This is a genomic window from Halopseudomonas xiamenensis (genome assembly GCF_014219065.1).
Lineage (GTDB): Bacteria > Pseudomonadota > Gammaproteobacteria > Pseudomonadales > Pseudomonadaceae > Halopseudomonas > Halopseudomonas xiamenensis.
Genome location: NZ_JACLGO010000004.1, coordinates 54,517 through 68,973 on the forward strand (window position 1 = coordinate 54,517; position 14,457 = coordinate 68,973).

Genomic DNA, 14,457 nt, shown 5'->3' on the forward strand with positions numbered 1-14,457 from the left:
CCCGCAGATGTAGTACCCAGATGACTATCCGAGAAACCCCGTCCCGCTGGCGCCGCAGTGTAACAGAATTGCGCGCGCTGATCTGGCTCGCGCTGCCCATCATCGCAGCGCAGTTGTCGCACACCCTGATCGGCTTCGTCGATACCGCCATGGCCGGACGGGTCAGTGCCGTCGACCTGGCGGCGGTGGCGCTGGGCAACTCGTTCTGGGTACCGACCTTCCTGTTCCTGACCGGCGTGCTGATGATCGTCACCTCCAAGGTCGCCGCCAGCAACGGTGCCGGCCGGCCTGCTGACACCGGCCCGCTGGTGCGCCAGGGGTTATGGCTCGGCCTGTGCCTGGGCATCCTTTCCGGTCTGGCGCTGTGCGCCGTGGAGCCGATACTGTACTGGGCGCAGATCGATCCGGTACTGATGCCCAAGACCGTGGCCTACCTGCGGGCCGTGGCGCTGGGTTTCCCGGCGATCGGCATGTACCAGGCTTTGCGCGGCCTGACCGATGGGCTGTCGCGCACCAAGCCGAGCATGGTGATCGGCTTTCTCGGGCTGATCCTCAACGTCCCGGTCAACTACATCTTGATCTATGGCAAGCTCGGCTTCCCGGCCATGGGCGGCGTCGGTTGTGGCGTCGCCACCACCGTGGTGATGTGGTTCATGCTCGGCTGCATGCTGGTCTATCTCAAGCGCACCAGGATCTATGACGCCTGCCGTCTGTTCGAGCGCTTCGAGTGGCCGCGCTGGAGCGTGCAGCGCAACCTGCTGGGGCTGGGCCTGCCGATCGGTATCTCGCTGTTCTCCGAAACCAGCATGTTCGCGCTGATCGCCCTGCTGATCGGCAGCCTCGGCGCCGTGGTGGTGGCCAGCCACCAGGTGACCCTGAACTTCAGCTCGCTGGTGTTCATGGTGCCCTTCAGCCTGGGCCTGGCGATCACCGTACGGGTCGGCCACAACCTCGGCATGCAGGGTGCCCGGGCCGGGCTGTTCGCGGCCAAGGTCGGTATCGCCGTGGCGCTGTTGTTCGCCACCCTGGCGGCCTGCTTCATCTACCTGCTGGCTGATGTGTTGCCGTACATCTACACCAATGACCCGCAGGTGCTGGCGCTGACCACCAGCCTGCTGCTCTATGCCGCCCTCTACCAGTTCTCCGATTCGGTGCAGGTGGCCTGCGCCGGCGCACTGCGTGGCTACCAGGACACCCGCATCCCGATGCTGTTGACCATGATCGCCTACTGGCTGATCGGGCTGCCCAGTGGCTATGTGCTGGGTCTGACCGATCTATGGGGGCCGGCCGAGGGGCCGGCGGGGTTCTGGAAGGGCCTGATCATCGGCCTGACAGCTGCGGCACTGTTCCTGTCGATCCGCCTGGCGGTAGTCGGTGGCCGGCGCAAGCGCAACTTCCCGCTGGACAGCAGCCACCTGCTGCGCAAGTGAGGGGGCGTCAGGCGGCGGCGCCCTTGCGGATCAGATAGCGAAACTCCCCGGCCACTTCCTGCTGCTCGAGCAACTGGTGGCCGAGAAAGCTGCAGAAGCGCGGAATATCGCGTTGGGTGGACGGATCGGTGGCCAGCACCTCCAGGCACTCGCCCGCCGGCAGATCGCGCACGGCATTGTGCAGCAGCATGACCGGCTCCGGGCAGAACAGCCCACGGGCATCGAGTTGTGCTGAAGGTGGAGATACGGCGTTACTCATGTCGGGCTGGTCCTGTATTGCGATGCGGGGATTATCCGCAAAAGCATTGGCTCTTACCAGTTACCGGGCTCCATCGCGGCGGGGCGCCGCTCCCACCAGGGCAAGCGCGATCTGTACTGAAACGGTGGGAGCAGCGTCCCGCCGCGATAAGACTGCCAGGCGCCACGGACTATTGCACCCGGTAGCTCCCCGCATGCAGCACCCGCACATGGCAGGTGACTTCCTCGCGATCGGTGTACAGCTGCTTGCAGGCAATCGCCGCCCGGATGTCAGCGGCATCCAGTGCATCCTGGACGTGCTCCAGGCATTGCATGACTTCCCGGTAACGCTGCTTCATCGGCAGCTTGAAATTGATGATCGCCTCGCGGCACCAGCCACGGGTCAGCCAGCGTGCCAGCAATGCGCTGCTGCGCGCCGGCTTGTCGACGATATCGCAGACCATCCATTGCACCGGCTTCTTCGGCTTGAACAGATAGCCATCGGCCTGGACATGCTCGACCTGGCCGCTGTCCATCAGGCTCCTGGCCATGGGTCCGTTGTCCACCGCGGTGACCTTCATATGACGGTTGACCAGTTGCCAGGTCCAGCCGCCGGGCGCGGCGCCCAGGTCCACGGCGGTCATGCCCGGCGCCAGGCGGCTGTCCCACTCGTCGCGCGGGATGAAATGATGCCAGGCTTCCTCCAGCTTCAGGGTCGAACGGCTGGGTGCTTCGCGGGGGAACTTCAGCCGCGGGATACCCATCGGCCAGGCAGCGGCATTGTCCGCCCAGGACCAGCCGACGAACAACCGCTCGCCACTCTCGAACAGGACATGCAGGCGCGGAGCATCAGTTTTGGCCGGACGCACGAAGCGGGTCTTGGTCAGCGCGGTCTGCAGCGGCCGCACAAGCTTCTTGGTCAGTGCCGCCAGCGCCTTGCCCTCATTGGTGTCGGCGGTTTCCAGCCACAGCTGCGAGGCAATCGGACCCTGGGCACAAGCGGCCAGGATCGGCGCAATGCGGTCTTCCGCCGGGACATCCAACCAGCTACCCAGCGCCCACTGGCGGACGAAGATCAGCTCGCGGAAATTCAGCCTGCGCATCAACCGACCGGCATCCCCCTGCTCCGGGCAGACGAAGCGCACCACGGCAGCGCCATCACGGGTAACCGCATACCCGGCGATACCCTGTTCGCCGGCCAGCTCCTGCATCTCGGCGGCAGCCTCGCTTTCAAAACCCGGACGGCAGTGCAACAACAATTCCTGCATGGCGAACAACCCCTGCGCTGATAAGGGCGCTACTCTAACGCCGCGCAGGACATGAGGCCAGCGCTGACTGCCCGTTGGCAGGCTGATGGCTGCCGTTGGGGCCAGCACTGAATGAAACTCATCATAGAAGTGGTAAACTTCGATTTTGCTCATGTTAGAGGCTACCTCCATGCTAGAACTTCGCCACCTGCGCACGCTTGTCACCCTCCGCGAGGCGGATAGCCTGGTCGAAGCCTCCGAGCGCCTGCATCTGACCCAATCTGCCCTGTCCCACCAGCTCAAGGATCTGGAGCAGCGGCTGGGTACCACCCTGTTCCTGCGCAAGACCAAACCGGTACAGTTCACCAGCGCCGGGTTGCGTCTGCTGCGGCTGGCGGACAACCTGCTGCCCCAGGTGCGTCAGGCTGAACGCGACCTGCAACGCCTGTCGGGCGGGCAGGCCGGGCGGCTGCATATGGCGATCGAATGCCACAGTTGCTTCCAGTGGCTGATGCCCACCATCGACCAGTTCCGCAATGCTTGGCCCGAGGTGGAGGTGGATTTCGCCTCCGGCTACTTCTTCGCCCCCCTGCCGGCACTGGCGCGCGGCGAGCTGGACCTGGTGGTCACCTCCGACCCGCAGGACATCGCCGGCATCAGCTACGTGCCGCTGTTCACCTACGAAGCGGTGCTGGCCATCGGCAACCAGCATCCGCTGACCAGCCGAAGCCATATCGAGCCCCATGACCTGGCCGGTGAGACCCTGATCTGCTATCCGGTGGAACGCAGCCGACTGGATATCTTCAGCCAGTTCCTCGACCCGGCAGGGGTCGAGCCGGCGGATGTGCGCAATGCCGAATTGACCATCATGATGATGCAGCTGGTGGCATCGGGACGCGGCGTATGCTGCCTGCCGAACTGGGCGATCACCGAGTACCTGCAGCGCGGCTATGTCAGCGCGCGGCGGCTGGGTAGCGAGGGCCTGTTCGGCACCCTGTACGCCGCGGTGCGCGAGGACATGCTGGACATGTCCTATATGCAGGACTTCCTGCTGACCGCCAAGGATATTTCCTTCGCCACGCTGGAAGGAGTAACGGCGAAGAACCTGGCCGGCTAGAACAGCCCCGGTCCCTGCAGCAGCTCGACGCTTGACGGTCGCGAGCGTCTCATCATGCCATTGTGACATCTCGACGAGACCACTTAAGGAAAACCGCACTAATATCAATCTGTCTCTATTTTCACCCTTTTAGGCGAGTGTCGCTTTCATAAACAGAGTCTAGGGTTTGTCTCGAACTGGGCGTTGTAGCTGGTGCTCCGTGCTGCCCATTCATCTATCCCATAAGAAACCAACAAGAGACTCGATCATGAAAGCACCTGCATTCAAATTGACCGGCCTGGCCCTGGGCATGCTGCTGTCCGCTGGCGCCATGGCTACCAACCCCGGCACCCCCGATCCGGATACCGGCTCCGGCTTCCCCGGTGTATCCGACTTTGCCGCCAGCGGCCCCTTCTCGGTCACCAACAGCAACGTCAATACCACCTGCGCCGTCTACCGTCCGCGCACCCTGGGCGAGAACGGCCTGCGGCATCCGATCATCCTCTGGGGCAACGGCACCGGCAGCTCGCCAAGCACCTACAGCAGCCTGCTGCAGCACTGGGCCAGCCACGGTTTCGTGGTCGCCGCGGCGCGCACTTCCAACGCCGGTACCGGCGCGGAAATGATCGCCTGCCTGGATTACCTGGTCGACCAGAATGGCCGCAGCACCGGCACCTTCGCTGGCAAGCTGGATGTCAACCGGGTCGCCACCGCCGGGCACTCCCAGGGTGGCGGCGGCAGCATCATGGCCGGCCAGGACAGCCGGGTAACGGCGACCGCACCCTTCCAACCCTACACCATCGGCCTGGGCCATCGCAGCTCCTCGCAAAGCAACCAGAGCGGCCCGATGTTCCTGATGACCGGGGGCGGCGATACCATCGCCTCGCCCATGCTGAATGCCCTGCCGGTATTCAATCGCGCCAATGTGCCGGTGTTCTGGGGTGAGCGGCGTCTGGTCAGTCACTTCGAACCGGTGGGTAACGGTGGCGACTACCGCGGCCCATCCACCGCCTGGATGCGCTATCACCTTATGGACGACCAGAGTGCCGAGAGCCTGTTCCATGGCAGCAATTGCGGACTCTGCAGTAATAGCCGCTGGGATGTACGGCGCAAGGGTATCAACTAGATCACTGTGCGCACGACCAGTCTGGCGACCCCAGGTCGCCGGCCTTTTTCATGCCTTGCTCCCCAGGGGCCGCTACCGTTTCGCTGCTCTTGCGTCTGACTCATGACAGAACGGCTTTGTTGACCGAACGGTCTTCTACCAGCCTGTCATGGACGGGACACTTTCATCCTTGGTATCATCCCGCTACTATTCTATTTAAAAAGTACAATACGGAAGACGCCAATATCTATGAGCATGCAACCCACCCCCCTGTCCATGGCGCTGTCGCAACGCAAATCCGATGAGCGCGCCACGCCACTGAGCGCCTTTCGCATGGCCCGGCGCTGGTGGCTGGAAGGCCGCCGCCTGAACCTGTCGCTGCTTGCCGAAGAGCTGGGCATCGGTCGCGCCACCCTGATGCGCTGGGTAGGCAACAAGGACCTGCTGATGGGTGAGATTCTCTGGTCGCTGTACAAGGGCATCTACGACCAGGCCATCGAAAAGGCGCGTATCGACCATCCCGAGCGCGGCATCGACTTTCTCGGACAGATCTATAACGACGTGAACGTGGCACTGATCAATGCCCGGCCCATGCACGACTTTCTCGCCGCCGAGCCGCAATGGGGCCTGCAACTGCTGACCTCGAATGTCTCAGGCCTGCAACAACGCCTGATCGACGAGTGGGAGGCGCTGTTCGAGGAGGAGATCGAGGCCGGACGGATCAACCCGGAGATGGACGCCAACAGTCTGGCCTATTTCATCATCCGCATCGGCGAAGGCGCCATCTACTGCGACCTGATCTGTGGCCGCACTCCTGATCCGGAGCGCGCCGGCCAGGCATTCCGTCTGCTGGTCAACGGTCACACCCGCTGACCAGCACACTCAATCCCGGCGCAGCGGCCATTCGATGATGAAGCAGGCTCCACCGAGAGCCTGCGATGCCTCCGCCCGGGCCCTGCCCCCATGCCAGAACATGACGCGGCGCACGATCGACAGGCCCAGACCATAACCACCCGATGAGCGCGTGCGGCTCAGGTCCATGCGCGTGAACGGGTTGAAGATCTTTTCCCGATAAGCCTCCGGAATGCCCGGCCCATCGTCCTCGACGGAAACACGACACATGCCATGCTGCACGCGGGTGGTGATCTTCACCTGGCTGCCGGCATGGCGCATGGCGTTACTGACCAGATTGGTGATGGCGCGCTGCATGTAGCGCGGCTCGGCATCGATATGGCGCCCCAGCCCCCAGGAGTTGTCGACGTGCTCCAGATGAATACTGGCATCGAGCGGCGCCAGCTCGGCCATCACCTGTTCGACCATGCGCGGGATATTGGTACCTTTCATGGTGATTGCCGGCGCGCCTTGCTCCAGGCGTGCATAGGTGAGGATCTCGTCTACCAGACGGTCCAGTTCGCTGAGATCACCGTCCATGCCATCGATGAAACGACTGCGGTCTTCCCCGGTCTGCGCGGTCTCGAGCATTTCCAATCCGAAACGCAACCGCGCGACCGGGGTGCGCAGCTCATGCGAGACCGCGCCCAGGGTCTCGCGCTGGATGCGCATCAGGCGCTGCAGGTGATCGGCCATCTCGTTGAACGCTCGCGCCAGCCGGCCGACCGAATCGGGGCTGTCCATGTCCACGCGGAAATCCAGGTTGCCCCGGCTGATGTTCACCGCGGCGCTTTCCAGGGTCATCAGCCGCTGCTCCAACTGGCGCACCAGCAGGTAGATCAGCAGCCCGATCAGCATCAGTGTCAGCAGGCCGGTGATCATCAGCAGTTCCGGCGGATAGGCTTTCATCTGGTACAGCGGCCCCAGCTGCAGAATCCACTGGGTACCGGGAATTTTCAGATACAGCAGGATGGCGTCGCCATCCGGCGCCAGCGCCATCACGGTGTCACTTTCATCCAGCCGGCGCAGTTGATCCTGATCCAGCCCGGACTCACGCACCCGGCTCAATTGCAGCGGATAGCCGAAGCCCTTCTCCCGGCGCAACTGCTGCAGACGCGCCGGCATATCCGATTCGGGCCGGCGGACCAGTTCGTCGGCAATCAGAAACAGCGTGGCGCGCCCCAGTTGCTCGGAGACGCGCTGGATATTGGCTGTCAGCACCGCCTCGCCATGCATATCCACCAGCGCCAGCACCCGCACCTCGTCGTTGGCCGCCGGACGCACCAGCACCCGCCCCTGGATCAGCTTTGACCAGCTGGAGGAATCGAGCTGCAGTTCGGACAGCGCCTGGATATGCAGCGGCACGCCAAGCAGCCGCTGCCATACGTTCATCACCTGGCGGCGTTCCGAGTCATCCATCGGCTGCAGGTTGTCGGCCATCAGCCGGAAAGTGCCGCTGGCGATGCGCTCGCGATAATCCTCCGCGCGGATACCGTTGATCTGATGAATGCTCAGCAACGCCAGCAGCGACACTGTGACCAGCACCAGCAACATGCCACCATAGATGCGCAAGAAGATCGAGTTCACGGGCTGTCCGGCTCCGGTGCTACGAACAGGTAACCCTTGCTGCGCACGGTCTTGATCAGCCGCGGCATGTCCGGATCATCACCGATCTTCGGACGGATACGGGAGATGCGCACATCGATGGAGCGATCCTGACCATCGTATTCGATGCCGCGTAGCGCCACGAAGGTCTCTTCGCGACTGAGAATCCGGCCGGCATTGCTGGCCAGCAACCACAGCAGGTCGAACTCGGCCCCGGTCAGGTCGATCAACTCACCTTCCAGCCAGGCCTCGCGCCGGGCATTGTCGATGACCAGGGCACCGAACACCAGGCGCGAAGGTGGTTGCTCAGGCGCGTCGGCCTCGGTCCGGCGCAACAGGGCACGAATGCGCGCCAGCAGGACCTGCGGTCGCACCGGCTTGTTGACGAAGTCATCGGCACCGGTTTCCAGCCCCTGGATATGGTCCTGGTCGTCGCTGCGGGCGGTCAGCATCAGGATCGGGCGGGCGAACCCCGCCTCGCGCAGGCGCCGGCATACCGACAGGCCATCTTCCCCCGGCAGCATGAGATCGAGCACCACCAGCGATGGCGGATGGACAAGAATATGCTCGACCGCCCTGCTGCCATCCTCGATCAGATCGACCTGCAAACCCTGGGATTGCAGAAACTCGCCAACCAGGGCGGCAAGTTTCGCATCATCTTCAACAATGACGATTCGTTCTTTCTCTGCGTGCATTCCGCTAACCTTGGGTTACTTTCGGAGATGGCCGCAGATTGTATCATCAGCCACAAAAAACGGCCGGGAGCCATTTTTGACGCCACGCAGTGGCGGCCCGCAGGGTAGCCACCAGGGATGGCAGGCCACAAAAAAACGCCGGGAGCGTTTTTTGACGTCGCCCTGCGACGGCCCGCAGGGTGGCCGCCAGGGACGGCAGGCCACAAAAAAGGCCGGCTGGTTGCCGGCCTTTCGTTGAAACGCTGCAAGGCAGGATCAGGCCTTGTCGATCCGATCCTTCAGGTTTTCCTTGACCTTGCCCTTGACCTGCTGGGCTTCGCCCTTGCGTTCCTGCATGCGGCCTTCGGCACGGGTGCTCGGCTTGTCACTGGCTTGCTTGACCTTGCCGACCATTTCGTTGGCCTTGCCTTTCATCTTGTCTGTTGTACTGCCCATGATCTGTACCTCGTATTGTCCGCTACATCTGTTTGGACAAGACGAAGCATCCAGACGTTGCATTTATTTCACCAGCAATACCGGTACCGGCACATCGTGCACCACACGGGTGGCTACCGAACCCATCACCAGGTTGCCCAGGCTGCCCATGCCACGCGTACCCATCACCACGGTGGTGCAACCCAGCCGCTTGACCGCCGCGACCACTTCGGTGACCACATCGCCAACCACTTCGTGGGTCTGGTGGCTGATGGCTGCCGCCTGCAGCATCTGCGCCGCCTCGGCATTGACCTTCTGGGCATGGTTCATCGCACCCTTGCGCAGATCATCGAGCATGGCCGCCGGCACGTAGTTACCATACAGATTCGGCTCGCGCTGCACGTTCAGCAGGTGCACCTGGATATCCGGATAGGCCTTGGAGAATTCCACCAGGTACTGCACTGCCCGCTTGGCCGACTCCGAGCCGTCGAAAGGAACCAATACATTTTGCATAGCTACTCCTGTTGTCCCGTTTGTTCTGACTCAGAGCATAGCCGTTAATGCACCATTGCGCATTTGATCTGCATCAACACAGTACCGGAAAGCCGGACTGTGACCACCTGGACATCAGGCGCGCGGCAGGGTGACGCCACGCTGACCCTGGTATTTGCCGCCACGGTCCTTGTAGGACACCTCGCACGCCTCGTCGGACTCGAAGAACAGCATCTGCGCCACGCCTTCGTTGGCGTAGATTTTTGCCGGCAGTGTGGTGGTGTTGGAGAACTCCAGGGTCACGTGGCCTTCCCATTCCGGCTCCAGCGGAGTGACGTTGACGATGATACCGCAGCGGGCATAGGTGCTCTTGCCCAGGCAGATGGTCAGCACGTTGCGCGGAATATGGAAATATTCAACAGTACGCGCCAGCGCGAAGGAGTTCGGCGGGATGATGCACACATCGCTTTTCACATCGACGAAGCTCTTCTCATCGAAGTGCTTGGGGTCCACCGTGGCCGAGTGGATATTGGTGAACACCTTGAATTCGTCGGCACAGCGTACGTCGTAGCCATAACTGGAGACACCGTAGGAAATCACCCGCTCGCCTTCTCCGCCACGCACCTGGCGCTCGACAAAGGGTTCGATCATGCCGCATTCCTGTGACATGCGACGTATCCAGCGATCCGATTTGATAGTCATGGTGTGTCCTGGTCCAAGCGTTGAAAAGACGCTGCATATTACCGGGAATCAAGCGGACACTAAAGCCCACTGCCGCTGCATGCCGGCAGTGGGCACAGACGCTTCAGTCGTCGCTGATGCTGATTTCCGGCATCGCGCCCTGGGCGGCCCGGGCGGCGATCCGCGCACCGACATGCCGCGCCATATCCTGGTAGAGCATGCTGATCTGGCACTCCGGCTCGGCGATCACCGTCGGCTTGCCGCTGTCGGCCTGCTCGCGAATCATCAACGACAGCGGCATGGAGGCCAGCAGATCGACACCGTATTCGTCCGACAGTCGGGTACCGCCGCCTTCACCGAACAGGTGCTCGGCATGGCCGCAATTGGAACAGATGTGCACCGCCATGTTCTCCACCACACCCAGCACCGGAATATTCACCTTGCCGAACATTTCGATACCCTTGCGTGCATCCAGCAGGGCGATGTCCTGCGGCGTGGTGACGATCACCGAGCCGGTCACCGGCACCTTCTGCGCCAGTGTCAGCTGGATATCACCGGTCCCCGGCGGCATGTCGATCACCAGGTAGTCCAGATCCTCCCAAGCGGTCTGCGTCAGCAGTTGCATCAGCGCGCCGGAAACCATGGGGCCGCGCCAGGCCACGGGCGTGTTGTCATCGGCCAGGAAGGCCATGGACATCACCTGCACGCCATGCGCGCGCGGGGCGACGAACCACTTCTGCTCGCGCACCTGCGGCCGGGTGCCCGATGGCAGGCCAAGCATCAGACCCATGCTCGGGCCGTAGATATCCGCATCCAGCACGCCGACCCGCGCCCCTTCGCGGGACAGGGCCAGCGCCAGGTTGACGGCGGTGGTGGACTTGCCCACACCGCCCTTGCCGGATGCCACGGCAATGATGTTCTTCACGTTGGCCAGCGCTTCGATGCTGCCCTGGGTCGGCGCCGACTGGACCTCCCAGCCCACATTCACCGCCGCGGCCTCGACGCCCGGCAGGTTTTCCACCGCCACGCTCAACATCTGGGCGATACCGCTGACGATATTGCCCGCCGCATAGCCCAGCACGATATCGGCGCTGACCCGCCCGTTGTCGATCTGCAACGAGCGCAGGCAACCGGCGCTGAGCAGATCGGTCTTGAGATAGGGGTCCTGGTAACTGGCCAGGGCCTGTTCTACGGCAGAGCGGTCAATCTGGGTCATGAGTATGCATCCAATGGAAACGAAAACCCCGTCATGCTACTGCCTGCACCGCCGATTGGCCACGTCGAATGCCGTCATTCAGCGGGTTACCGACTCCGCCGTGTTGTCGTTGGTATTGTCCGCATGATCCAGGTCCGTTTGCGCAGGCGATTCACCAGAGTCGATGCTGTCATTGGTCTCCGTGACCATTACCGGCTCGCTCGCTGCCACAGACACCCCCTCACCCACCTGCTCAAGCAATACATCAAGCAGCTTCTCACCCCGGGTACCAACTATATCTACAAACACATCACGCACCGGCAGGCTGCGTTCGCGGAAGACTGCACGCTCTTCGGGCGTGAGATAGATGATCTCGATATCACTGTTTTCAGTGATGATATCCAGTCGCTCGGAGTTCAACCGGGTCTGTACTTCATGGATATGAGGCACCATTTCGACGACGGCATCCTCGATAATCTGCTCATGCTCGTCAGACAGGTTGTCATACCAATCGGCGTTGGCCATGACGGTGGCGATGAATTGGGCCTGGTTCGCGAAAATCATGTAGTCCTGTACCTGGTAGAAGTCCATCTCCTGATGGGCGAATACCGGCTGGATGTTAGCGTCCAGCTGCCCCAACTGCAGGCCACTGTATAGTTCACCGTATTCCATGGTGGTGGGATTGGCACCATAGGCACTGTAAGTATCTCTTAGCAGGCGGTTATCCATGACTCGGATAGATAGCCCGGCAAAGTCCTCGGGCGCACGCACCGGTTTGTTGGCGGTCCAGACCTGCCAGCCTTCAGGCACAATGGCCAACGGATGCAGGCTGCGCTCGCGGAAGGCGTCAATCAAGTCTTCGTTCTTGCGGAAATCTTCCCCATTTAGGATCTGGGTATTACGCAATTCATCGTCGGTCAGGATGAAGTTGAGGCTGAACAGCTGTGATTCCGGCACGGTACCGCCGAGAAAGCCTGAGCCGAATGCCAACTGTACCGCACCAGCCTGTACCTGATCATAGATATCGGTAAGTCCGCCAAGCTGGCCATAGGGAAACAGTCGAACCTCCACCTGACCATCGGTCTTTTCACTGATGATCTCAGCAAAACGGTTGGCATATTCGTATTGAACGCTTCCCTCGATCTCCTCCAGACCAAAACGCCAGATCTCAACCTGTCCGGTTGCCGGCTGCTCGTCCCGTAGCGACTGTGCTGCCTGCTGTTCAGCATCATCACCGCAAGCCGCCAACGCCAATGCCACAGCACCTACCCACGCATTTCGCCATTTCATGGAACATTCCTCATGTATTGTTCTCTTTCACATTGAAAACACTAACACAGGCTCCTCATATGTCCATATTCTGGCCGTGCATTTAAAAAAAAGATGCTGTATTTTCTAGGAAAAACGCAGCGGCGCCACTTAATTATTCGTACAGTAACTATTAACGTCCCCAAAAGCCGGAAAGGAACAGGACCTGAAGGAACCCATGCCCACGCCTACAGACTCGCCGACGCCAGTCGCTCTTGCACTGACCGCCATTGACCGCCTCATCGAACATGTGGAAAAACTGGTTCTCGGCGCCAGCGTCCTGTTTCTCGCCAGCCTGCTGGTGCTTCACGTAGTGGCCCGACAATTGTTCAACAGCGGCATACCAGGTCAGGTGGAATTGACACAATTCAGCCTGATCATCATGACCTTTGCTGGCCTGGGCTACGCCGTGCGCCGTGCTCGTCATATAGCCATGTCCGCCTTCTACGATCAATTGAGCGGCCGTGCACGCAAGGGGTTGCTGGTATTCATCTGCCTGGTATCGGGAGCAGTGATGCTGTTTCTATCCTGGCATGCCTGGAACTATGTCAGCAGCATTCGCGCGGTGGGCCGCACCTCAGCAGCATTGGGCATCGCCTTGTGGATTCCCTACCTGATCGCACCAATCGGCTTTGCCTTGGCCGGCATTCAGTACTGGCTGACTGCAGGCCGCAACCTCACCTCAAGCCAGCTATACCGCTCCTTCACAGAGTTGGAAAGCTACAACGACGTACCTGGCGATAAGGCAACCGAGACAGGGACGAATCAATGCTGACGTTCACCCTGATCATAACTGCAGCCCTGTTACTGTTGGGCTTCCCAATGATGTTGCCATTACTGGTCGCCAGCCTGATGCTGCTGTTTTTCGTGCTGCAAATGGACAATGTCGGACTACTGATAGGCCAGATGGTCAGCGGCGTACAGACCTGGGCACTGGCTGCTGTACCGCTATTCATTTTCGCCGCCGATATAATGACCCGTGGTCACACCGCCAATCGCCTGCTTGATCTGGTACAGAGCTTCGTCGCTCACCTACGTGGCGGCCTGCCGATCACTACTGCCGTCAGCTGTACGCTGTTTGGCGCCGTTTCTGGCTCTACCCAGGCAACGGTGGTAGCCATGGGCGGGCCGATGCGCCCGAAGTTGCTGGAGAAGGGGTATTCGGACAAGTTCAGCCTGGCGCTCATCATCAATGCCAGCGATATCGCACTACTGATCCCGCCGAGCATTGGGCTGATCATCTACGGGGTAATATCAGGCGCCTCGATCGGTGATCTGTTCATCGCCGGCATTCTGCCCGGCCTGCTCCTTCTGCTAATGTTCTCTGTATACTGCTGGATAGCGTCCATTCGCATGGGCATAGAGCCAGAGCCCAGAAGCACTTGGCTGCACCGCTGGCGGGCATTGAAAAAGGCAGCGCTGCCGCTAGGCTTTCCATGCGTGGTGGTCGGCGGCATCTATGGCGGCATTTTCAGCCCGACCGAAGCCGCCGCCATCGCGGTACTCTATGCGGTCGTTCTGGAAGTATTTATCCTGCGCTCGGTCAGGATTGCCGAGCTATGGGATGCGGCCCTCTCGACCGGCCTGATCAGCGCCGTGGTATTCATTCTGGTGGCCGCCGGCAACGCCTTTACCTACACCATTTCCTTTGCCGGAATTCCCCAGGCGATCCTCAACCCGATCATCGCCGACATAGGCCACAGTCAGGTCCTGGTATTGTCACTGATCGCCGTATCCTTCTTCATCGGCTGCATGTTCGTCGACCCGATCGTGGTCATCCTCATCCTCACGCCACTATTCAAGCCGGCCGTCGCCGCCGCCGGACTGGACCCGGTGCATGTCGGTATCATTGTTACACTGCAGGCTGCCATCGGTTCGGCCACGCCCCCATTCGGCTGCGATATATTCACTGCCATGGCGGTCTTCCGCCGCCCATACCTCGATGTAATTCGAGGCACGCCGCCCTTTATCGCGCTGCTGATCCTGGCGACCATCATTCTCATCCTGTTCCCCTCGATTTCGCTATGGTTACCCTCCCTGGCACGCTGACCAGAGTACTCC

15 protein-coding genes are annotated in these 14,457 nt (G+C 61.2%); 6 read left to right on the plus strand and 9 right to left on the minus strand.

The features are described from left to right. Positions 1-20 precede the first annotated feature (20 nt). Positions 21-1,430, plus strand: a complete 1,410-nt coding sequence (locus H6X51_RS03820) for an MATE family efflux transporter (RefSeq protein ID WP_185266190.1) — start codon at positions 21-23, stop codon at positions 1,428-1,430. A 7-nt stretch (positions 1,431-1,437) separates the two neighbouring features. On the opposite strand, the gene tusA is transcribed toward H6X51_RS03820, so the two are convergent. Further along, a complete protein-coding gene (gene tusA / locus H6X51_RS03825) occupies positions 1,438-1,689 on the minus strand; it encodes a sulfurtransferase TusA (protein ID WP_185266191.1) in 252 nt (83 codons plus the stop codon). Positions 1,690-1,858: 169 nt separating this feature from the next. Beyond that, complete coding sequence (gene rlmM, locus H6X51_RS03830) at positions 1,859-2,935, minus strand: 23S rRNA (cytidine(2498)-2'-O)-methyltransferase RlmM (RefSeq protein WP_185266303.1); 1,077 nt, start codon at positions 2,933-2,935, stop codon at positions 1,859-1,861. A gap of 169 nt (positions 2,936-3,104) precedes the next feature. Between rlmM and H6X51_RS03835 the strand changes: the two genes are divergently transcribed. From H6X51_RS03835 to H6X51_RS03845, 3 genes are all read left to right on the plus strand, one after another. Further along, on the plus strand, positions 3,105-4,031 hold the full coding sequence (locus H6X51_RS03835) for a LysR family transcriptional regulator (RefSeq protein WP_185266192.1): 927 nt from the start codon (positions 3,105-3,107) through the stop codon (positions 4,029-4,031). Between the two features lie 247 nt (positions 4,032-4,278). After that, on the plus strand, positions 4,279-5,136 hold the full coding sequence (locus tag H6X51_RS03840; RefSeq protein WP_407925941.1) for an alpha/beta hydrolase family protein: 858 nt from the start codon (positions 4,279-4,281) through the stop codon (positions 5,134-5,136). A gap of 228 nt (positions 5,137-5,364) precedes the next feature. After that, entirely contained in the window at positions 5,365-5,988 is a 624-nt protein-coding gene (locus H6X51_RS03845; RefSeq protein ID WP_185266193.1) for a QsdR family transcriptional regulator, read from the plus strand. Positions 5,989-5,997: 9 nt separating this feature from the next. On the opposite strand, the gene H6X51_RS03850 is transcribed toward H6X51_RS03845, so the two are convergent. From H6X51_RS03850 to H6X51_RS03880, 7 genes are all read right to left on the minus strand, one after another. Continuing rightward, a complete protein-coding gene (locus tag H6X51_RS03850) occupies positions 5,998-7,593 on the minus strand; it encodes an ATP-binding protein (protein WP_185266194.1) in 1,596 nt (531 codons plus the stop codon). Next, on the minus strand, positions 7,590-8,306 hold the full coding sequence (locus tag H6X51_RS03855; protein WP_185266195.1) for a response regulator transcription factor: 717 nt from the start codon (positions 8,304-8,306) through the stop codon (positions 7,590-7,592). Before H6X51_RS03855 ends, H6X51_RS03850 begins: the two co-directional genes overlap by 4 nt. Positions 8,307-8,561: 255 nt before the next feature. Further along, positions 8,562-8,741: a CsbD family protein gene (locus H6X51_RS03860; RefSeq protein WP_185266196.1), complete on the minus strand. Its 180-nt coding sequence runs from the start codon at positions 8,739-8,741 to the stop codon at positions 8,562-8,564. Between the two features lie 63 nt (positions 8,742-8,804). Continuing rightward, positions 8,805-9,233 carry a universal stress protein gene (locus H6X51_RS03865; protein WP_185266197.1) on the minus strand — a complete coding sequence of 143 codons (429 nt, stop codon included), beginning with the start codon at positions 9,231-9,233 and terminating at the stop codon, positions 8,805-8,807. A 114-nt stretch (positions 9,234-9,347) separates the two neighbouring features. Continuing rightward, a complete protein-coding gene (dcd, locus tag H6X51_RS03870) occupies positions 9,348-9,914 on the minus strand; it encodes a dCTP deaminase (protein ID WP_185266198.1) in 567 nt (188 codons plus the stop codon). A gap of 103 nt (positions 9,915-10,017) precedes the next feature. Next, the gene (gene apbC, locus H6X51_RS03875) at positions 10,018-11,109 is read right to left on the minus strand and encodes an iron-sulfur cluster carrier protein ApbC (protein ID WP_185266199.1); all 1,092 of its coding nucleotides are present in this window, start codon (positions 11,107-11,109) and stop codon (positions 10,018-10,020) included. A gap of 78 nt (positions 11,110-11,187) precedes the next feature. Continuing rightward, positions 11,188-12,378: a TRAP transporter substrate-binding protein gene (locus H6X51_RS03880; RefSeq protein WP_185266200.1), complete on the minus strand. Its 1,191-nt coding sequence runs from the start codon at positions 12,376-12,378 to the stop codon at positions 11,188-11,190. A 196-nt stretch (positions 12,379-12,574) separates the two neighbouring features. On the opposite strand from H6X51_RS03880, the gene H6X51_RS03885 reads away from it, so the two are divergent. Next, entirely contained in the window at positions 12,575-13,171 is a 597-nt protein-coding gene (locus tag H6X51_RS03885) for a TRAP transporter small permease (RefSeq protein ID WP_221627207.1), read from the plus strand. Then, positions 13,165-14,445, plus strand: coding sequence for a TRAP transporter large permease (locus H6X51_RS03890; RefSeq protein ID WP_185266201.1), 1,281 nt, complete (start codon positions 13,165-13,167; stop codon positions 14,443-14,445). Before H6X51_RS03885 ends, H6X51_RS03890 begins: the two co-directional genes overlap by 7 nt. The last annotated feature ends 12 nt before the right edge of the window (positions 14,446-14,457 follow it).